This window comes from Clostridium sp. 10cd* (assembly GCF_044336395.1).
Classification (GTDB): domain Bacteria; phylum Bacillota_I; class Bacilli_A; order Erysipelotrichales; family Erysipelotrichaceae; genus Clostridium_AQ; species Clostridium_AQ innocuum.
In genome coordinates this window covers 2,156,297-2,176,249 of the sequence record NZ_CP172347.1, presented here as the reverse complement: position 1 = coordinate 2,176,249, position 19,953 = coordinate 2,156,297, and the positions used below count along the sequence as shown (strand labels likewise).

Here is a 19,953-nt window from a genome sequence, read left to right as displayed (position 1 = left end):
GCGGTGTTGCAAAGCCTGTGGAATCACCATATAGCTGATTCGCAGAGACGGCAACAGAATTTTTGAAAAGGAGCCGATGTATACGACATGTCCCCCGGTATCAAAGCCCTGCATGGCAGGCGTCATACGCGTATGATAGCGCAGCTCCCCGTTATGGTCATCCTCGATGATCATGGCATTTCGCTGTGCCGCCCAGGCCAGCAGCTCCCTGCGTTTTTTCTTATCCAGAGGCTGATGGTTGTATCCCGCAGACGCGCTGTTTACATACAGCAGATTGACATCACTTGCCAGTAGCTCCTGCAAGCAGATACCATCTGCTTCCCTGCTTAATCTGCGTACAGGAAATGCATAATCATGAAAGACGGCTTCTGCCTGCGGAAAGCCACTCTCCTCCAACCCGATCACGACGGGTTTATCCAGCAAGCCGCACAATACATACAGCAGCGATTGAAAGCTGGAGCCGATGAAAAGCTGATCGCTTGTACACAATACACCCCGCACGGTATAGGCGTATTTCTGCAGTGCCATCCGCAGCCGCAGCTCTCCTCTTGCCTCTCCGTATGTCGCTATCTCATAATGACCGTCCAGGACCTCCTTGAGGTACTTCTTCCACAAAGTCAGATCAAATGAGCTGACATCCATTGTCTGCGACCGGAAGTCATAGCGGATTTTTTCATCCTGCAGCGCCGCCCCCTGCGCCAGCACCGCCTTACGCAGTTGAACATTCTCCGGCTCGACATCCACAAAAAAACCCTTCTGCGGGACTGACAGGATATAGCCCTCCTCCAACAGCTTTTCATAGGCACGCTCAATGCTCGTCTTGGACACCTTCATCAAAGCCTCGCATTTCCGTATGCTAGGCAGCTGGTCACCTTTTACCAGATAGCCGGAAAGGATATCCGAGCGCAGTTTTTCATAAATTTGCAGATACAATGCCTTACCTGTGGTTCGTTCAAAATTTATCGTTTTTAATTTCATTGTTATCACCATCCTCAGTATAGCATACTGTACCTTAAATTTATAATAAATCTGTATATTTTTAAATGAACAGAAAGCTGATAGAATAACGGCAGAAACGAAGGGAGTAGCACATATGAAAACAATGAAGGTAAACGATATCGTGACAGCCGCACTAGGTATAGCCCTTGTATTTCTGGCAACATGGCTGCTTAAGGTGCCAAACGGCATACAGGGATATTTCAATCTGGGTGACGGCTTTCTTCTGCTGTTCGCCTCAGTACTGAACCCCTTTCTTGCCTTTATGGTGGGCGGTGTCGGCAGTGCGCTGGCAGATATCACCGGCGGATATGGCATGTATGCCCTTTTCACCCTGCTCATTAAAGGGATGGAGGCTGTTCTTGTTTCCTGGCTTGTCTGCAGGGGACGATCCTCATTTCGCTATGTTGCCTATATACTGGGTGGTTTACTGATGGTTGGCGGATATTTTCTTGCGGATGCATATATCAATCAAAGCTGGCAGCTTTCACTGACCGGTATCCCGGGGAATCTGGTACAGGCCGCAGCAGGCTATGTCATTGCACTGGCAGCCTATCCTCTCCTGCAAAAAAGGATGCACAGGCATCCGGATATGCATCATAAAACCGTCTAATACAGACGGTTCTTTTTTCTATCTGCCAGGTGACAGGTAAGCGTATGCCGCTGTATGCTTAGCAGAGATACAAGCAGGGAGCAGCCCTCTGCCAGCACGATTGCCAGCCACACGCCTCTGCTTCCCAGCCAGCGTGGCAGAATGAGCAGAAACAGCAGATAAAAGCCAAAGGTTCTGGAAAATGAGATCAAGGCGGATAATCTGCCCTGTGACAATGCGGTAAACATTGCCGAAGAGAATATATTGAAGCCGCTAAACAGCAGGCTGAAGGTAAATATGGCAAAGCCCTGCAGGGCAATCCTATATACACTGGTATCCTTGTCGGTAAACAAAGTGACAAGAGGTCTTTGAAACAGAATGGTTGTGACAAAGATGGCAAGGGAGCTGATTACCACAATTCCGATGCATTTACGTAGAAGCTGCAATAAACGCGCAGTATCCTTTCTGCCATATTGATAGCTGATCAACGGGGCAGCGCCCATGGAAAATCCGATATACAAACTGGTGAGCAGAAACTGTGTATAAACGATAATCGTTCCTGCGGCAACACCATCCTCTTGATGCAGACGAAATAGAATCGTGTTCAAAAGCAGAGTTGTCAGTGCTGATGCCAGCTGACTCACCATCTCACTGGAGCCGTTAAGACAGCTTTCCTTCAGCATGGAAGCATCCCAAGCTGGCCGTGCGAAATGCAGCTCCCTTTCCTTTCTCTGCAGGAAATACAGCGTTCCATATATAGCCGGAACCATATAGCCAATCCCGGTTGCAAGGGCACTGCCTTCGATTCCCATATGAAAGCCGGACATGAAGGCCAGATCCAATGCAACATTGACTCCCCCGGCACACATTGCCAGCAGCATTCCCAGCAGCGGACGTCCCGCCGCTACAAACATGCTTTGATACAATACCTGCAGCATGCAGAAGGGAGTAAAAAGAAGAAGCATGGACAGATATCCTCTTGCATATGGCAATATTCTACCCTTGGCATGAAGCAGCTGCAGCAGTTCATCCGTAAACAGCAGACCGCCAATAGCAAGCACACAGCCAAGACCGATCGTACAGACACAAAGCAAGGCCGCATTTTTGCGCACCTTTTCCAGCAGACCCGCCCCCATGTCGCGGCACAGCACAGCAACACCGCCGCTTGCCAGCATTGAGGATAAACCGATGATCAGATTGATCATGGGACAGACGATATTGATCGCGGAAAGCGCATCGGTATTCACCAGACGCGAAACAAACAGGGTATCGGTTATCGTGTAAATACCCATCGCCAGCATCATCACAATAGATGGAGCCACAAAGCGAAGCAGCTGCGGCAGCGTACGGGTCGTATCCAGTGTATTCTCACGCATCCTGTGTTCTCCTGTAATACAGCCTCTGCACCGGATAGCCAAGCTCCACCAGCTCTTCACCGCATACAAAGCCGGCTTCCAGCAAAAGCCTGCGATATCCGGCATCTGCTCGATCAGCAGCGCGGAAACAGGTAATTACCAGATCGGTATGCGGGGCACAGGTACATTGCATCCATTCGATCAGCTGTTTCACAGCATCCAGACAGCGCAGCTGCGGATGAATTGCCAGAACATCAATCTGCCCGCTTTTTAGCTGCAGCTGGATCGCCGCAAACGCCGTCTTTTCAAAGGAAGCCAGAAATGCTTCCTTCTGCTTCATACACTTCAGCAGCTGCTGTTCATATGCTGCTTCCTCAAGGTAAGGAAAGAAATCCACAGCCTGACGCATCAGCTGCATCCATGTGTCCATATCCCTTGGTACTGCCTGTCGGATCTGCAGCTCCCGCATTGCAGATTCCGTCTGATTCAGCTCATGCAGCTGCAGAGGATGCTGTAGCGCATAATACTGCTGTTCTCTGCGAAACTGTGTACATGTCATCTTATATAGCTGCTTAAAGGCCTGAGAAAATGCCTGTGAGCTTTCATAACCGTAGGATATGGCGATTTCCAGTACAGATGCATCTGTTTCACACAGACATCGTGCTGCTTCACTTATTCTTCTTCGCTTCACATAATCATGCATCCGCATGCCGCACAGCTGTGTAAAGCTGCGGTGCAGATAATAGGGGGAATATTGCATAAGCTGAGCTACTGTCTGCAGGGAAAGCGTTTCCTGCAGATGCTCCTCCAGATAGGAAAGCGTCCTTATGACAAGCTCCTGTTTTTCATTCATGTCGTTACCTCCTAGCTTTTCTGCAAAAGTATAGCAGGTTTCCTGCATTTCTGCGTTATCAATCTTGCCCTGCCGGCCTTCAGATATCTTTACATTGCATACCTCTGTATACCGCATCGAATAATACAAAAAAAGCTGTATAGCTTCCTAAGGTTCTTACAGGGTGAATCATCCGTAGAAGAAAGTTGAGCAAGCTGATGCTTCTTATCATTTTGCTTCTGAATGAATCCAAAGAAGTAAGATTTTCACGGACGATACAGCTTTTCTTTTTCAGGAGCTCAAGCTCGGCTGGTGCTGATATGGTTAGCTCTTTCTTATCCGCATGCTTTTGAACTGGTATGCAGAAAACAGTCCGGCTCATGGTCATTCACAATACCGACTGCCTGCAGATAGGAATAGATAATAACGCTTCCGACAAACCGCATTCCACGCTTATACAGGTCTGCACTGATTTCATCGGAAAGCGCGGTGTGGGTTGGCAGCTCCTTTTGTGTTCTGTATATCACCTTACCCTCGGTGAAGCCCCAAAGATAAGCGGAAAAGCTGCCGTATTCCCGTTGTATCTGCTGGAAAATAACAGCATTTTTCACTGCGGCCCTGATTTTGAGACGGTTGCGAATAATGCCGGGATTCTGCATAAGCTCTTTCTGCTTTTCCTCGGTATAGCCTGCGACCTTCGCGACATCAAAGGCATCAAAGGCTTCCCGAAACGCCTCCCGCTTTTTCAGAATGGTAAGCCATGACAAACCAGCCTGAAACGATTCCAGAAGCAGCATTTCAAACAGCTTATGGTCATCATGTACCTCTCTTCCCCACTCCTCATCATGATAACGGACATAAATCTCAGGGACATTTTCTGCCCAGAAACAGCGTTTTTTCTCCATCTTCTCATCCTCATTTCTTTTGCTTTATTATACCAGAAGCAGCAGGCAGTTGACCAGCAATCGTTGACAGTTCCTCCTTGAAGCAGATGGGAAGCTGCAAAGCTGACACCGGATCAAGCCCTTTCGGAAATCCAGACGCATACAGGGCCTCCTGCATACGGGTTCTTACTTCATTCAACTGCCTCCCAAGTGCCTTGCCATATGCACTCAGCTCGATTTCATGCGCCCTTTGCACAATCAGCCCCTTTGCTTTCAGGCTTTTAACCGCACGGCAGACACTGGCACGGGAATATCCAAGATAGACAGCGACATCAATCTGGCGTACGACCCCCTGCTCCTGTTCCAGTATATCGATGACCTGCAGATATTTCTGCTGCGAGACAGTGAGCATCATTTCACACCCCATGCAATCAAGCTGCGCTCATTCACTCTTTGAACATGTACATCATGCAGCTGCTTCTGTAACAGCATACGAATCTCCTTTTCACTGTACATATGCACATCCCCCTCCTTTTGAAAATGGAAAAACAGATTCATGAGCATCCGGGACACTGTCCCCTGTGTACAATCACCAATTACAAAATAGCCTCCGTATCGCAATACCCTCACCACTTCCTGCAATACCCTACAGGGATCCGGATAATGATGAAAGGAATCATTGCAGTACACCAGATCAAAGCTCGCATCGGCAAAGGGCAGATTTGCCGCATCCCCCAACAGCAGAGTGGCTCGCTCCTTCATGACCTGTGTTCCGATATGCAGCATGCCTTCACTCAGATCGATTCCTGTAAACCGGCGTCCGCAATCCTCATCATACAGCTGCTTCATCAGTGCGCAGGTACCGCACCCAAGATCCAGTACATCCCGCACAGGAAGCTGTATCATCAGCTCCAGCATGAACGGATACAGTTCCCTTGCATGCTTACCATGAAAATCGCTATCATAGGTGTCCGCCTGTTGATCAAATGCAATTCTTGATTGTTCAGTTTTATTCATAAAAGGCCTCCTTAATGAACAATGTTCATTCATATATTAAAAAGCAATCCCTGATCAAATGGTATCATCAGGGATACATTCCTGCTTCAGCAGCAAATCAATATACACCCGCAGCTGATGGAGCTGCTGTGTGTCCGGTGAGCTCACAGATGCATGGCTACCAATCTGTCCATAGGTCAGAAAGCTGAGCAGCAATTCCTCATGCTGTATCTTCAGATGATTCTGTTTTGCATACCGTTGCAGTTCCTGCTGCAGATGAGGCTGCATGTACTTGCACAGCTTCACCGCCAGTTCTTCATGAAAGCCGATATTCTCCGGTTGATGAAAGAAATCATGGTAGCGCATCTGCTGTTCCTCCTCTTTCAGCATGTGAAACAGCAGGTCTAGCTTTTCCGTCAAATCCCTTGTTTCATCATGGAGTATGGTGAAATACGCCGCGCAAATATCCTCTACATACTGCTGCATCGCCTCCTGAAAAAGCTTCTGCTTGCTGTCATAATAACGATAGCACAGGCCCAGTGAAATATTAAGATGGCGGGCAATATCACGCATGGATGTCTGCTCGTATCCTTTTGTAGCGAACAGCTCCATTGCGCCATCCAGTATTTCCCGTTTTCTTTCTGCCGGGTCCTTCACAACCCTTGTCCGTATTCTTTGTCCCATAACATCACCTACAGGTATAGTATAACAGTTTCATGACCGCAGTCAATGAACACCGTTCATTCTTCTTAAGCTTTCTGTTAGCACTGCTTACAGGGATCGGTGTATGGCTCCTGTTTCAGCAAAACGATTTGTCTGATTCTACTATGCAAGGTATGGCAGCACAAGAAAAGCAGAGAACCTGTATTCTCTGCCCTGCTTGCTACATGATACCACCTTGTCTGAATAATTTGTACACTTGCCTTTCCTTGCCTTCGCGCGTATCCGCTTCATACATTCTCCTGCAATATGATGAGATGAACACATGAACGCACAGCGGTATTCTATGATTCAACAGCATTCGTGTTTATCACATGGGCATACCAGGAAAAGGACTTCTTCCTTTTGCGTACAAAGCTGCCGCTGCCATCATCCTGTCGGTCAACATAGATGAAGCCATAGCGTTTTTTCATTTCTCCACTCGAGGCACTGACCTGATCGATCGGACTCCATGCAAGGTACCCTAGCAGTTCGATTCCATCCTCACATACCGCCTGCTGCATCGCTTTGATATGATCATGCAGATAAGCAATCCGCCCATCATCACGAATGCTTCCGTCCTCTTCTATTTCATCCGCCATTCCCAAGCCGTTCTCAACAATGAACAGCGGCTTCTGATAGCGTTCGTATATATCATTCATCGTAATGCGTAATCCAAGTGGATCAATCGGCCAGCCCCAGTCACTGCATGTCAGATATGGATTTTTTACCGAAGCAAACAGATTTCCCTTATTCTGCTTCTTCGCCTCCTGCCGGGAAGATACACAGCGGCTGTTGTAATAGGAGAACGAAATGAAATCTACGGTATTCTTCAAAATATTCACATCATCCTCTTCCATATGCAGGTCGATTTGCTTCTCCTTCAGCAGCTGATGAAAATAGGAGGGATAGGCTCCCCGCACCTGTACATCACAGAACAGATAGCTTTTGCGATCCTCCATACGTGCCTGCCATACATCCTGCGGATGACAGCTGTAAGGATAGACACTGCCCGCAGCGAACATGCAGCCTATTTGATTCTTCGGATCAATATCATATGCCAGCTTTGTTGCGAGTGCGCCTGCAATCAACTCATGATGTGCAGCCTGATACATGACCTGCTCCTTGTTCTCTCCTGCTTCAAAGCAGATGCCTGCACCGAGAAAGGGAGCATGCAGTATCATGTTGATTTCATTAAACGGCAGCCAGTAGCGGACACGTCCCTTAAAATGCAGAAACAGGGTTTTGCACAAACGCAGATAATGCTCAATCATAGCACGGCTTCTCCAGCCGCCCAGCGTTTGGATCAGATGCATCGGACAGTCAAAGTGTGCAATCGTTATCATTACTTCCATTCCATGCCGCTCACATTCTGTAAGTACATTGTCATAGAACTGCAGCCCTGCAGCGTTGGGCTCCATCTCATCTCCCTTTGGATAGATACGTGTCCAGGAAATGCTGATACGAAGCATTTTGAAGCCCATTTCCGCAAAGAGTGCGATGTCTTCCTTATAATGATGGTAGAAATCCACTCCCTCATGAGATGGGTATACCTCATCAAGCAGGCAGCTCGTCCTTCTTTCTCTCCCTGTGATTATGGCACTGCGGTGATCACCGCGCGGACACACATCCACATTGGCCAGCCCTCTTCCCGCTGTCTGCCAGGCCCCCTCGCACTGATTTGCCGCGAGTGCGCCTCCCCATAAAAAGTTTTCAGGAAATTTCATATGCGCGAGCCTCCTAGGAATTCATGACATGCAGCAGCACATCATCCGACATGACCTCTTTCTGCATGGTACTCAGTATTTCCAGATAGTCATTCGTATTCGTAATGATAACCGGTGTCTGCAGACAATAGCCCTTGTCCTTTAATTCAGCCAGATCAAAGCTTAACAGATGCTGTCCACGACTTACCCGCTCTCCCTGCTGAACATGAGCTGTAAAGCCCTCACCGTTCAGCTGCACGGTATTCAATCCGATGTGAATCAGTACCTCCACACCATCATCCGAGGTGATGCCAAGAGCATGCTTTGTAGGAAACAGCGTAGTCAGGACACCGTCAACCGGTGCATAAACCTCACCCTCGGCAGGTACGATGGCACACCCCTTCCCAAGAATACCGGCAGAAAATGCTGCATCCTCTACCTGTGCGAGTTCCAGAACATCGCCCTTCAGGGGTGAGCAGATCGCAATGTCCTCCAGCAGGGCAGGCGTATCCTCAACGGATTCCTCCTGTTCCTTTGTATCCAACATCGTTTTGTCCGATTGACCTGCTTCCTTTTCCCTATAAAACAGAAGCATTAAGATGACCGCGACAATCATGGTTAAAAGAACACCGGATACCGCTACCAGCAGGTTTCCCCAGGAGCCGTCTGGTTCCATCATGGCAGGAAATTCAAAGATTCCCATACCTCCCATGCTGAATTTACGGAAATTACAGAAGCCATAAAATGCCCCGCCGATTCCCCCGGCGATACAGCTGATGATGAATGGTTTTTTCAAAGGCAGCAGGATCCCATAAATACCGGGCTCCGTCACACCGAAGATACCGGAAATGAAATTCGGCAGACAAAGCTCCTTCATTTTACGGTCTCTGGTTTTCAACATGATGACCAGAATCACCGCTGAGGTCGCAAAGGTACAGGCGAAGAACGGCATCATGACATTATCATAGCCGTTTGTCACAATGTTATTGATATAGACAGGAATAAAGCCCCAGTGAAGTCCGAAAATCACCAGTATCTGCCATGTCAGACCAACCAGACCGCCCGCCAGCATCGGGGATACATTTCGGATGCTGATGATGGTTTCCGCGATTATTTTCGAGCCGAAGGTTGCGACAGGTCCAATGAGCAGGAAGCCAATGGGAAGTGCCACAAGCAGCGTCAGCATCGGTACAAAGAAGAATTTCACCAGATCCGGTACGAATTTTGAAAACAGCTTCTCGCATTTGCTGGCAAAATATACAATAAAGATCACAGGAATTACGGTGCTGGTGTAGTCCATGGATATCACGGGAATACCGAAGAAATCAATGTATACCGGCGATGCAAACATCGTTCCCTCAAACATGGTATACAGGGGTTTTAGACTGCCGGACAGCGCACTGCTTTGAATGCCCGGATAACACATGATTCCGCCGATGACCAGTCCCACCATCGGCTTCAAACCAAACTTCCTGGCAGAGGTATATCCCAGAAAGAGGGGAAGGAAGGTAAACAATGCATCACCAATCGCATTGATGATCATATAGCCGCCGCTGGTTTCCGCGTACAGACCCAGTGTCATAAACAGCATGTTCAATCCCTTGATCATACCACACGCAGCCATGATACCTAAAATCGGCTGGAAAATACCGGATATGATATCCACAAAGCGATCCAGCAGCTTCTCTTTCTCAGCATCCTGCACCGTCTGCGGCTGCTCTGCATGTAATAACGGCACGAGTTGCTCATATACATCCTGTACCTGATTGCCGATAACCACCTGATACTGTCCGGCACTCTTCATAACCGTAACAACACCCTCCAGGTTTTTCAGCGCCTCATCCTGTGCTATGGATTCATCCTTTAATTTGAAGCGAAGCCGTGTAATGCAGTGTGTCAGCGAATTTACATTATCCTTTCCACCTACATAGTTCAGTATTTCTTTTGCTAAAGTTTCATAAACAGTCATGTTTTCGTCCTCCATTTCTGATGCTTATGCATACGTGAAACAAAGGTCAAGCCAACTAAATGTAACTATCCTTTATCCTGTTTTTTAAAGCTCTTAACGTCCTGTTAAACGGCCTCACCGCCCTTCACAGATACCTGGTGTATCCTTGATACGTGAATACTGAGATACAGAATCTCCTCTTCACTCAGCGTATAGCCATAGCGCTGCTTTAAGAAGGCAGCAATATCCAACACACATTCCACATCCTGCGGATATTTTTCCCTGATCAGCTCCAGCAGTCCGTCCATTTCCTTTGTTGGAATCTGCTTTTCCGAGAAAATTCGTTCCGCAAAAAATTTCAAATGTGTGATGAACCGATAATAATAAACAGAATCCGGGTCCAGCGTAATCGCGAAGCGCATGCGGACGATCGTTTCAATCTGTTGCATCAGGGTTGTGATTTCCCTGACGGATTTTGTTTCCAGATGCAGTTGTCCGTTGACGATATGCAATGCAATAAAGCCTGCTTCATCCTCACTCAGCTCCACACCGAAGCGCTCCCGGATAAGTGCTATCGCATACCGTCCAACCTTATACTCATCCCGATAAAATTTCTGAATATCCCAAAGCAGTACATTCTTCACTTCAATCCCCTGTTTTTTCCGCTCCACCGCCATATACATATGATCACAAAGCGCCACAATTACGTTTTCACTCACAGTTTCATCAATGTGAATTCTGGCATAGTTCATGATTTCCTCCGCCAGCTCCAAATGCTCCATGGGAATCGTTTCCAGCAGCTCCTGCAGGCGGCGGTTCATTACCTGATCCGCTAATGCAAACACCTTTTCAACACGGCTTTCCTCTACGGTGTCCTGTTCCTTCATCTGAAAGCCAAGGCCTTTCCCGCATAATATTTTCTCCTGTCCGTTTTCATCCAGAGCAATGACCACGTTGTTATTCAGCCGTTTCTTGAAAATCATACTTCTCGCCTCCTCATAAGAAAAGACCTGCATATCAAAAAACACGAAATCCGTGATCTATTGATTAGCAGGTCGAGCTTGTTTTCACAATAACTATCCTTACTTTACCCAAAGTATAGCAGATGGATATCGTGTTTGTCAACGGTTACATTTGAAAAATGTTGAAGCGTTGAAGCCTGCATGGCCACATGCAGCCATATTCGTATGCAGCGAGTACTTTCATAAAAATTCGGATACAGAAATTGGAATACGTAGGTTACGATCCATGAGCATATGAGTATTCTGGTTTACCTGAAATGCTCTATACTATGTGCATGAGAAAAGAGGAAATTCACATGAATACACTGGATATATTTTTAAGCCGTATCAACAAAACCTATTCGAATAAAGCTCAGCATACCGAAAATCCCCTGCTGCCACAGGCTGTCCATATCACCACACCGGTGAATGAACGTATCAAAAATCTGCCCGAGAATTTTGAAGATGTCTTTGTTATCGATGAAACCTATTACCATTATGATGATCATGTCACCCAGCTGCATCACCTTTACCGTTATCATGCACAACCGAACGGCAGAATTCAACTGGTGTCCTATGAAATCCCCTGCGAATACGCAAAGCATACATTCGACAGTCAGCATGTACAGCAGCTGCTGTATGATGAGCTTGTTGTAAAACAGGCCTTCACCCCCATCCTTTATTCCTTTGAACATGATGTCTTTGCAAGTGAGGGTACCAGTGAAATCACTTCTGGCATAACACTGCATGTCGTTATGAAGCTGTATCGTGACCATGATACCGTCATAGAAGCATGCTATGCAAATAGAAGACTTGTTTCCGGCTTCGAGGAGCCTGTGCGCTATGAGCGACTGATGAGCAAAAGCCGGAATGACATGCGGTTACAGAGCTTATTCTGATACTGTGCTGAAGCAAAGCTTTCATTGAGGCTTATATAGGCGTTTACCGTATATTGGAGAATGACTATTTCTTTTTGACTGACATATAAGATGCAAAAAAGATACGATTGGATAAGGTATCAGAGCTGCCTCATTTCCTCGTATCTTTTTATATTTTTCTATTCAGGCATGTCTTATTTCAGCACAGCGCCTTCATCCGCACTGGCGACAAGACGGGAATACCGGTACAGCCATCCCTCTTTGATTTTCGGCTCCTGCTTTTCCCATGCCTGCAGGCGCTGCTCGATTTCTGCTGCGTCCACATTCAGGCTGATATTGCCGTTGGGAATATCAATTGTGATGGAATCCCCTTCCTGTATAATGGCAATCGGTCCCTGTGCCGCAGCTTCCGGAGAAACATGCCCGATGGCAGCACCGCGGGTTGCCCCGGAGAAGCGTCCGTCTGTGATCAGTGCCACATCCTTATCCAGCTGCATACCGGCAAGTGCACTTGTCGGATTCAGCATTTCCCGCATACCAGGACCACCCTTCGGTCCTTCGTAGCGGATGACTACAACATCCCCCTTTACAATACTGCCGGCATAGATTGCCTCGATCGCAGCCTCCTCGCTGTCAAACACACGGGCAGGTCCGGTATGAGTCATCATTTTCGGATCCACAGCAGAGCGCTTTACAACACAGCCCTTCGGTGCAATGTTTCCAAACAATACGGCAATACCGCCGGTGGCAGAATTCGGATGCTCGATATCCTTGATGATATTCGTATCCATATTCACGGCAGTCGCGATATTCTCTGCGACTGTCTTTCCGGTAACGGTCATCAGGCCGGTATCAATCAGCTGCTTTCTTGACAGCTCCTTCATGACAGCCTGCACTCCGCCTGCATTATACAGATCCACAATGTGATCCGGTCCGGCAGGAGCCAGCTTGCACAGATTCGGCGTTTTCTGTGAAACCTCATTGATCATATCCAGATCAAGCTCCACCTTGGCTTCTTTGGCAATCGCCAAAAGATGCAGTACCGTATTGGAGGAACAGCCCAGTGCCATATCACAGGCCAGTCCGTTACGTAATGATTTCTCGTTTACGATATCCCTTGGACGGATATCCTTTTCCACCATATCCATAACCGCCATACCGGCCTTCTTCGCCAGCTGGGTTCGTGCGGAATACACTGCAGGAATCGTACCGTTGCCGGGTAATGCAATCCCCAGCACCTCACACAGACAGTTCATGGAATTGGCAGTAAACATACCGGAGCAGGAGCCGCAGCCCGGACAGGCATTCTGTTCGATATGCGTCAGCTCCGCCTGATCGATCAGACCTGCTTTCTTTGCACCGACCGCCTCAAACATGGTGGAAAGACTCATCGCCTTTCCTCTGTCATTTCCCGGCAGCATGGCACCGCCGCTCATGACAACACTTGGCACATTGACACGCAAGGCTCCCATCAGCATTCCCGGAACGATTTTATCACAGTTTGGCACCAGCACAAGACCGTCAAAGCCATGTGCCTTTGCCATTGTTTCCACACTGTCCGCAATCAGCTCACGGGATGCAAGAGAATATTTCATACCGATATGTCCCATGGCGATACCATCGCACACACCGATGGAAGGCACCATAATCGGGGTACCGCCGGCCATGCGGATTCCCGCCTTGACCGCTTCTGTGATTTTATCCAGATGCAGATGCCCCGGAACAATCTCGGAATAGGCGCTGACCACACCGATCAGCGGCTGATTCAATTCTTCTTCTGTCAGTCCCAGTGCATAGAACAGCGAACGCTGCGGTGCACAGGCATCTCCTCGAACGACAGAATCACTTGGTCTACCCATATTGAATGCCTCCTTATTTTTTCAGCCAGCTCATCATTTTACGCAGCTTCTCGCCAACCTTTTCCGATGGGTGTGCTGCATGAACGCGACGCATTGCCAGGAAGTGGGAGCGTCCTGCGGCCTTGTTTTCCGTAATCCAGTTTCCGGCAAAGGTTCCATCCTGAATCTCTGTTAAAACCTTCTTCATCTCCTTGCGCGTTTCTTCTGTAATCAGACGTTTTCCAGTCACATAGTCACCGTATTCTGCTGTATCGGAGATGGAATAGCGCATCATTGCGAAGCCACCGCTGTTGATCAGATCGACAATCAGCTTCATTTCATGGATACATTCGAAATATGCCATTTCCGGCTCATAGCCTGCTTCCACCAGCGTATCAAAGCCAGCCTGCATCAGCTCGCAGACACCGCCGCATAAGACAGCCTGCTCACCGAACAGATCGGTTTCCGTTTCTTCCTTAAAGGTTGTTTCAATGATTCCGGCACGTCCGGCACCGATACCTCCGGCATATGCCAAAGCATAATCATGTGCTTTTCCGCTTGCATCCTGATGTACGGCGATCAGTGATGGAACACCTCTGCCCTCCTGATACTGACTGCGTACGGTATGTCCGGGACCCTTTGGTGCACACATTGTAACATCGACACCAGCCGGTGCCACGATCTGATTAAAATGGATGGAGAAGCCATGTGCAAACATCAGCATATTTCCTTCTTCCAAATTTGGTTCAATATCTTTTTTATAGATATCCGGCTGATCCTGATCCGGTGTCAGAATCATGATAACATCACCTGCTTTTGCAGCCTCTGCCGTATCCAATACCGTTAATCCTGCTTCCTCTGCCTTTGCACGGCTCTTGGAGCCCGGACGAAGACCGACTACCACATTCACTCCGCTGTCCTTCAGGTTCAGTGCATGTGCATGTCCCTGACTTCCATACCCGATGATTGCCACGGTCTTTCCTTTCAGAAGATCCATATTGCAATCTGCATCATAATAAACTTTTACCATTTTCGTTTTCCTCCTTGTTTTTGGTAATTCCAGTTCTATCAAAACGTAAGTGCTTACGTTTAATAAACAGTTTCCGTACTCAGCTGCAGCGCAGCTCCGCCTGTGCGGCTGATTTCCTTAATGTGATACTCGCGCAGCTCCTCCAGAAAATAATTTACAGAAGCCGGTGTATCCGTCAGCTCCACGATACAGCAGCCATCCTCGATAATCTGCGTCCGTCCGTTAAAGTCCTCCACACATTTTTCAAATGCCTCCATCTGATTGACGCGCGGGGCCACCTTAACGAGCATGACCTCCCGGATAAACAGCTGTTCGTCCGGTATTTCCTGCACGATTTTCACATCCTCCAGCTTATCCAGCTGCAGCTTGATCTGATTGACACTCGCTGCATCCCCGCTCGTCGTAATCGTGATACGGGAATAATTTTCATTTTCCGTTTCTCCTACAGCCAGAGAATCTATGTTGAATCCTCTTTGGGAAAACAGATTCGTCACTCTTGTCAGTACCCCGAAGTGATTGGATACCAGAATGGATAATACCGCTCGATTCATGCTCTCATCTCCCTAGTTGCCATATAGAATAATATCCTTACCGCTTTTTCCCGGAGGTATGATCGGATAGACACAGTCATCCTTGTCAATCCAGCAGTCTACAATGCAGGGAACCCTGCTGGACAGCGCCTCCTTCATGACACCTTTAATATCATGCCTCGTTTGGATACGCAATCCCTTTCCGCCAAACGCCTCTGCCAGCTTCACAAAGTCCGTCTGCCGGTCAATCGTCGTATGAGAATAGCGGTGATCATAGAACAGAGTCTGCCACTGCCGCACCATGCCTAAAACATGATTGTTGAAGACAAGCACGACGATGGGAATATTGGCACTGACAGCCGCTGCCATCTCATTCATATTCATATGGAAGCTTCCATCCCCCGTAACCAGAATAACCGGACGGTGCGGATTGGCAACCTTGGCACCGATCGCCGCTCCCATACCATAGCCCATCGTCCCCAGACCGCAGGAACTGATCCAGCTGCGCGGACGGGAAAACTGATAATACTGTGCCATGATCATCTGATGCTGTCCGACATCGGTAACGATAATCGCATCCTCTCCGACGATTTCATGCAGGGTCAGGGCAAGATCTCTGGGATCGACATTTTCTCCCGGCTTCGGCTTTGGCAGCCCTAGCTTGGTTTTAAAATCCTTAAGTGTTCCCGTCCAGTCATCATGCTTGGTTTCCGGCATGCGCTGTATCATTTTCTTCAGAATATAGCGGGCATCTCCGACGATGGAAATGTCACTGGCCACATTCTTGGAAATTTCAGAGGCATCGATATCGAAATGGATGATTTTCGCCTCTCTGCCGAATTCTTCCCGGTTTCCCGCAACACGATCGGAAAATCTGGAGCCGATTGCGATAATCAGATCGGTATTCAGGGTTGCGTAATTGGAGACCGGTGTCCCATGCATCCCCAGCATACCCATATATAAATCATAGTCATACGGCACACTGCCAAGTCCCATCATGGAACAGCAGATAGGAATATCCATATGCCTGGAAAAATTCATTAGCTCTCTGGTCGCATTGGAGGAAATAATCCCTCCTCCGGCATAGATCATCGGACGCTCGGCCCTGCGGATGACCTCCAGCGCCTGTTCAAATACGACATCATCCACCTTTGGAAGCTTGCGGATGCGATAGCGCGGCAGCTTGACATATTCGCTGTGCGCTGCGGTAACATCCTTCGGTATATCGATCAGAACAGGACCCTTTCGTCCGGAATTGGCGATGACAAACGCCTTGCGTACCACCGCCGCCAAATCCTCGACATTCTGCACGATAAAGTTATGCTTGGTGATCGGCATGGTGATCCCCGTGATATTAACCTCCTGAAAGGAATCACGTCCCAGCAGATCATTGGGAACATTGCCGGTAATGGCCACCATGGGAATGGAGTCCATATAGGCTGTCGCAATACCGGTAACCAGATTGGTAGCGCCCGGTCCGCTGGTTGCCAGACAGACCCCGCATTTGCCGGTGCTTCTCGCATAGCCGTCTGCCGCATGGGCTGCCCCCTGCTCATGTGAGGTGATAATGTGACGGATATCCTCACTTCGTTCATATAACGCATCATAGATATTCAGCACCGATCCTCCGGGATATCCGAAGATGGTATCCACACCCTGGTCGATCAATGCCTGTATCAGTATCTGCGAACCATTCATTTTCATAAAACAGCCTCCCTATTCCATCGTTATTTCATATCCCTTTTGCTTTAACACCTTAATCAGTGCCTCCCCATGTTCCTTGCTGCTGACCTCAACAGCCAGATGGAGTATGGTTTCATTCAGATTCAAATCAGCCTGGATACGGTCATACTGTATTTCAATAATATTCGCATTCTGTTCACACAGGATATGCGTGAAATGCTCCAGAGCACCCGGTACATCCAGCATCAGTGTTTTGAATTTCATGTTTCTGCCGCGGCTTACCAGTCCCTTTTCAACAACCTTGTGTATAAAGGAAACATCGATATTTCCTCCGGACAGAACACAGACAACACGTTTTCCCGCAACATTGATTTTTCCGTTGAGCACAGCTGCCAGACTCGCTGCCCCCGCCGGCTCCACGACCTGCTTTTCTCTTTCCAGCAGCAGCAGAATCGTCGCTGCGATTTCACTGTCACTGACACTTACCATCTCATCCACATTTTCCTGAATAAGCTTTACCGTGGTTTTTCCCGGATTCATCACCGCGATTCCATCCGCGATCGTATTTACATGTTTAATCGCACAGTGCTTCTGCTTCTGAAAGCTCTGCACGATGGCATTGGCTCCCTCCGCCTGAACCCCAACGATTTTGATACGCGGATTGATCTGCTTGGCATAAAAGCTGATTCCGGAAAGCAGTCCGCCTCCCCCGGCCGGTACGACGATCATATCCACATTGGGCAGATCATGACAGATCTCATAGGCGATTGTTCCCTGACCGGCTATGACATCCTCATCATCAAAGGGATGAATAAAGGTTGCCCCTTTTTCCTCCTGCAGACGAAGCGCTTCCTGATAGCACTCATCATAATTATCCCCTGCCAGCACCACATCGGCACCATAGCCCTTGGTTGCCAGCACCTTGGCGATCGGTGTGCTCTTCGGCATCACGATGGTCGCATGCATGCCCAGCTTGCTTGCGGCATAGCTGACGCCCTGTGCATGGTTGCCGGCACTGCTGGCAATAACCTCGCTCGTTTTCCCCTCTTCCTTCAGCTTCGCCAGCTTGTTGAAGGCGCCGCGAACCTTGAAAGATCCGGTTTTCTGGCGGTTCTCACATTTCAGAAACAGCTGACAGCTGCTCATTTCCGAAAATGTCCGCGAGCTGGTCACCTTCACATTGTGAATCTGCCCCTGCAGTCTGGCGGCCGCCTGCTCTACATCTTTACATTCCATTCCTCTTCCTCCTGTTTCGTAAAAAAGCAGCATATCCAACGATAAGCTGCTTTTCTTTCTATCCTCACGCCTTAGTGTTTATACAACGAAAGTGTTCTGTTATGGAAATCTCACGTATGAGACTCACTAGAAAGAAAAACAGACTTGCTTAGGACTATGAGAATAATAATAATGACGATAATGTATAGTGCCATCACTTGTCCACTTCCTTTCCAACTGTGATGGTATTAGAATAAAACTTTTTCACACTTTTGTCAATAGTTTTCAGTCATATTTTCATTTATTTTACAATCCTGTTACATACACTGTGGAAAACGAATATTTATTTTCACAAAACCCTTTTCATTCCGCCATTCCTTCTTTATAATAAAAGGCATAGACAACGGAGGTATCCCCATGTATAAGGAAACAGCAAAACTTATTTTATACCGCAGCTTTGGTGATCACAGCATTTTATCAGAGCTTTCCAAGATATTTCATGACTTTGATGCAAAAACGGCAGAGGACGCAGAGCTGATTGAACGTATATACACACAGATCAAGGCACTGCTTGATCTGGCGACCAGCTATGGCTTTGATGAAAATCTCTGGCACAATTATCTGACCTTTCTGCTTCTGATGAATGAAAATTCATTCAGCCTCGTCAGTGAAAAGAGTCCGGTACAGGATGGCAGTGTGCATCATTTCGCCAAAAATGATTTCAGGGTAGTGAAGCGTCTCTTTGATTTTGACTTTCACCCGATTGAAAAAGCACTCGGCATCGACTGCTTCTCAACGATCAGCAATTATAAAGCCGTTGCCAAAAAGGAGCGCATGTACAACAGGAATGTCTCCGCAATGGTACAACGTATCTCCCGCAGCATTGAGACTGCCGCCGATGAGGAGGAAATCTTCCAAATCATCACCACCTTCTATCAGGAGTACGGTGTTGGGATGTTTGGCTTAAACAAGGCGTTTCGCATCCGCTCCTGTGAAAACGGGGATGTGGAATTTCTTCCCATCAACAATATGGACAGCGTGGTTCTTGATGATCTCATCGGCTATCAGATGCAAAAGGATATGCTGCGGGAAAACACACAGGCCTTTGTTGAGGGACGCAACGCCAACAATGCTCTTTTGTACGGAGACAGCGGAACCGGAAAGTCCACCAGCATCAAGGCCATCGTCAATGAGTACTATAAGGATGGCCTGCGCATGATTGAAATTTATAAGCATCAATTCAAGGATCTTTCAACCATTATATCGCATATCAAAAATCGCAATTACCGCTTTATCATTTATATGGATGATTTGTCCTTTGAGGAATTTGAAATCGAATATAAATTTTTAAAGGCGGTCATTGAGGGCGGCGTGGAAACAAAGCCGGATAATGTCCTGATCTATGCCACCAGCAACCGGCGCCATCTGGTACGGGAAACATGGAAGGACCGCAACGATATCAATGACGATGACGAGCTGCATCATTCCGATACCATGCAGGAGAAGCTCTCGCTTGTGGCACGCTTCGGTCTCAGCATCTGCTATGAGCGCCCAAATCAGAAGAACTACTTTGAAATCGTTACGGAGCTTGCCAAGCAGTATCCGGAAATCACGCTCAGTGAGGAGGAGCTGCAGGCAGAGGCCAGAAAATGGGGGCTTGGTCATGGCGGAAACAGCGGGCGTGCCGCACAGCAGCTCATCAATTATTTATCCGGACGCTCCGGTCTGAAAACATAAACGGGATATCCTGCCGCTTTCTTCCGGAAGCTT

The 19,953-nt window shown here is 48.0% G+C and carries 17 protein-coding genes and 1 pseudogene; 3 read left to right on the top strand and 15 right to left on the bottom strand.

Annotated features, from left to right (window positions below; translation table 11 throughout):
* Positions 1–753: 753 nt before the first annotated feature.
* A pseudogene (locus tag ACG3M1_RS10755) lies at positions 754–978 on the bottom strand (GntR family transcriptional regulator); the annotation flags it as partial.
* Positions 979–1,093: 115 nt separating this feature from the next.
* On the opposite strand from ACG3M1_RS10755, the gene ACG3M1_RS10750 reads away from it, so the two are divergent.
* Positions 1,094–1,609, top strand: a complete 516-nt coding sequence (locus ACG3M1_RS10750; RefSeq protein ID WP_002608722.1) for an ECF transporter S component — start codon at positions 1,094–1,096, stop codon at positions 1,607–1,609.
* Here ACG3M1_RS10750 and ACG3M1_RS10745 read toward each other — a convergent pair.
* The 9 genes from ACG3M1_RS10745 to licT form a co-directional block, all read right to left on the bottom strand.
* On the bottom strand, positions 1,606–2,964 hold the full coding sequence (locus ACG3M1_RS10745; RefSeq protein WP_009269308.1) for an MATE family efflux transporter: 1,359 nt from the start codon (positions 2,962–2,964) through the stop codon (positions 1,606–1,608). The genes ACG3M1_RS10750 and ACG3M1_RS10745 overlap by 4 nt on opposite strands.
* Positions 2,957–3,796: a helix-turn-helix transcriptional regulator gene (locus ACG3M1_RS10740; protein ID WP_008819357.1), complete on the bottom strand. Its 840-nt coding sequence runs from the start codon at positions 3,794–3,796 to the stop codon at positions 2,957–2,959. Before ACG3M1_RS10740 ends, ACG3M1_RS10745 begins: the two co-directional genes overlap by 8 nt.
* A gap of 314 nt (positions 3,797–4,110) precedes the next feature.
* Positions 4,111–4,680 carry a DNA-3-methyladenine glycosylase I gene (locus ACG3M1_RS10735; protein ID WP_002608719.1) on the bottom strand — a complete coding sequence of 190 codons (570 nt, stop codon included), beginning with the start codon at positions 4,678–4,680 and terminating at the stop codon, positions 4,111–4,113.
* A 10-nt stretch (positions 4,681–4,690) separates the two neighbouring features.
* A complete protein-coding gene (locus tag ACG3M1_RS10730; protein WP_008819358.1) occupies positions 4,691–5,074 on the bottom strand; it encodes a metal-dependent transcriptional regulator in 384 nt (127 codons plus the stop codon).
* Complete coding sequence (locus tag ACG3M1_RS10725) at positions 5,071–5,676, bottom strand: class I SAM-dependent methyltransferase (protein WP_008819359.1); 606 nt, start codon at positions 5,674–5,676, stop codon at positions 5,071–5,073. The genes ACG3M1_RS10730 and ACG3M1_RS10725 overlap by 4 nt, the downstream gene beginning before the upstream one ends.
* A 54-nt stretch (positions 5,677–5,730) precedes the next feature.
* On the bottom strand, positions 5,731–6,339 hold the full coding sequence (locus tag ACG3M1_RS10720) for a TetR/AcrR family transcriptional regulator (protein WP_008819360.1): 609 nt from the start codon (positions 6,337–6,339) through the stop codon (positions 5,731–5,733).
* Between the two features lie 320 nt (positions 6,340–6,659).
* Positions 6,660–8,081 (bottom strand): 6-phospho-beta-glucosidase, encoded by a 1,422-nt coding sequence (locus ACG3M1_RS10715; protein WP_009269309.1) that lies wholly within the window; start codon positions 8,079–8,081, stop codon positions 6,660–6,662.
* A gap of 13 nt (positions 8,082–8,094) precedes the next feature.
* The gene (locus tag ACG3M1_RS10710; RefSeq protein ID WP_008819362.1) at positions 8,095–10,029 is read right to left on the bottom strand and encodes a beta-glucoside-specific PTS transporter subunit IIABC; all 1,935 of its coding nucleotides are present in this window, start codon (positions 10,027–10,029) and stop codon (positions 8,095–8,097) included.
* 104 nt (positions 10,030–10,133) lie between these two features.
* Positions 10,134–10,991, bottom strand: a complete 858-nt coding sequence (licT, locus tag ACG3M1_RS10705; RefSeq protein WP_008819363.1) for a BglG family transcription antiterminator LicT — start codon at positions 10,989–10,991, stop codon at positions 10,134–10,136.
* 335 nt (positions 10,992–11,326) lie between these two features.
* Here licT and ACG3M1_RS10700 point away from each other — a divergent pair, with 335 nt between their 5' ends.
* A complete protein-coding gene (locus ACG3M1_RS10700; protein ID WP_008819364.1) occupies positions 11,327–11,908 on the top strand; it encodes a hypothetical protein in 582 nt (193 codons plus the stop codon).
* A 173-nt stretch (positions 11,909–12,081) separates the two neighbouring features.
* Here the strand turns inward: ACG3M1_RS10700 and ilvD are convergent, their stop codons facing one another.
* From ilvD to ilvA, 5 genes are read right to left on the bottom strand one after another with little or no spacing between them, the layout of a single operon-like run.
* Positions 12,082–13,746 (bottom strand): dihydroxy-acid dehydratase, encoded by a 1,665-nt coding sequence (gene ilvD / locus ACG3M1_RS10695; RefSeq protein WP_008819365.1) that lies wholly within the window; start codon positions 13,744–13,746, stop codon positions 12,082–12,084.
* 13 nt (positions 13,747–13,759) lie between these two features.
* Entirely contained in the window at positions 13,760–14,755 is a 996-nt protein-coding gene (gene ilvC, locus ACG3M1_RS10690; protein WP_002608709.1) for a ketol-acid reductoisomerase, read from the bottom strand.
* Positions 14,756–14,814: 59 nt separating this feature from the next.
* Positions 14,815–15,306 carry an acetolactate synthase small subunit gene (ilvN, locus tag ACG3M1_RS10685; protein WP_008819366.1) on the bottom strand — a complete coding sequence of 164 codons (492 nt, stop codon included), beginning with the start codon at positions 15,304–15,306 and terminating at the stop codon, positions 14,815–14,817.
* A gap of 12 nt (positions 15,307–15,318) precedes the next feature.
* On the bottom strand, positions 15,319–16,989 hold the full coding sequence (gene ilvB, locus ACG3M1_RS10680) for a biosynthetic-type acetolactate synthase large subunit (protein ID WP_002608707.1): 1,671 nt from the start codon (positions 16,987–16,989) through the stop codon (positions 15,319–15,321).
* 12 nt (positions 16,990–17,001) lie between these two features.
* Complete coding sequence (gene ilvA, locus ACG3M1_RS10675) at positions 17,002–18,204, bottom strand: threonine ammonia-lyase (protein ID WP_008819367.1); 1,203 nt, start codon at positions 18,202–18,204, stop codon at positions 17,002–17,004.
* 396 nt (positions 18,205–18,600) lie between these two features.
* Here ilvA and ACG3M1_RS10670 point away from each other — a divergent pair, with 396 nt between their 5' ends.
* Positions 18,601–19,920, top strand: a complete 1,320-nt coding sequence (locus tag ACG3M1_RS10670) for an ATP-binding protein (protein WP_008819368.1) — start codon at positions 18,601–18,603, stop codon at positions 19,918–19,920.
* The last annotated feature ends 33 nt before the right edge of the window (positions 19,921–19,953 follow it).

What these genes read in the sequence shown, in the direction of transcription:
- ACG3M1_RS10700 (WP_008819364.1), top strand. Translation starts at nt 11,327, where the DNA reads ATGAATACACTGGATATATTTTTAAGCCGTATCAACAAAACCTATTCG.
- ACG3M1_RS10745 (WP_009269308.1), bottom strand. Translation starts at nt 2,964, where the DNA reads ATGCGTGAGAATACACTGGATACGACCCGTACGCTGCCGCAGCTGCTT.
- ACG3M1_RS10750 (WP_002608722.1), top strand. Translation starts at nt 1,094, where the DNA reads ATGAAAACAATGAAGGTAAACGATATCGTGACAGCCGCACTAGGTATA.
- ACG3M1_RS10720 (WP_008819360.1), bottom strand. Translation starts at nt 6,339, where the DNA reads ATGGGACAAAGAATACGGACAAGGGTTGTGAAGGACCCGGCAGAAAGA.
- ACG3M1_RS10735 (WP_002608719.1), bottom strand. Translation starts at nt 4,680, where the DNA reads ATGGAGAAAAAACGCTGTTTCTGGGCAGAAAATGTCCCTGAGATTTAT.
- ilvC (WP_002608709.1), bottom strand. Translation starts at nt 14,755, where the DNA reads ATGGTAAAAGTTTATTATGATGCAGATTGCAATATGGATCTTCTGAAA.
- ilvD (WP_008819365.1), bottom strand. Translation starts at nt 13,746, where the DNA reads ATGGGTAGACCAAGTGATTCTGTCGTTCGAGGAGATGCCTGTGCACCG.
- ACG3M1_RS10715 (WP_009269309.1), bottom strand. Translation starts at nt 8,081, where the DNA reads ATGAAATTTCCTGAAAACTTTTTATGGGGAGGCGCACTCGCGGCAAAT.
- ACG3M1_RS10670 (WP_008819368.1), top strand. Translation starts at nt 18,601, where the DNA reads ATGTATAAGGAAACAGCAAAACTTATTTTATACCGCAGCTTTGGTGAT.
- ilvB (WP_002608707.1), bottom strand. Translation starts at nt 16,989, where the DNA reads ATGAAAATGAATGGTTCGCAGATACTGATACAGGCATTGATCGACCAG.
- ilvN (WP_008819366.1), bottom strand. Translation starts at nt 15,306, where the DNA reads ATGAATCGAGCGGTATTATCCATTCTGGTATCCAATCACTTCGGGGTA.
- ACG3M1_RS10725 (WP_008819359.1), bottom strand. Translation starts at nt 5,676, where the DNA reads ATGAATAAAACTGAACAATCAAGAATTGCATTTGATCAACAGGCGGAC.
- licT (WP_008819363.1), bottom strand. Translation starts at nt 10,991, where the DNA reads ATGATTTTCAAGAAACGGCTGAATAACAACGTGGTCATTGCTCTGGAT.
- ACG3M1_RS10730 (WP_008819358.1), bottom strand. Translation starts at nt 5,074, where the DNA reads ATGATGCTCACTGTCTCGCAGCAGAAATATCTGCAGGTCATCGATATA.
- ACG3M1_RS10710 (WP_008819362.1), bottom strand. Translation starts at nt 10,029, where the DNA reads ATGACTGTTTATGAAACTTTAGCAAAAGAAATACTGAACTATGTAGGT.
- ilvA (WP_008819367.1), bottom strand. Translation starts at nt 18,204, where the DNA reads ATGGAATGTAAAGATGTAGAGCAGGCGGCCGCCAGACTGCAGGGGCAG.
- ACG3M1_RS10740 (WP_008819357.1), bottom strand. Translation starts at nt 3,796, where the DNA reads ATGAATGAAAAACAGGAGCTTGTCATAAGGACGCTTTCCTATCTGGAG.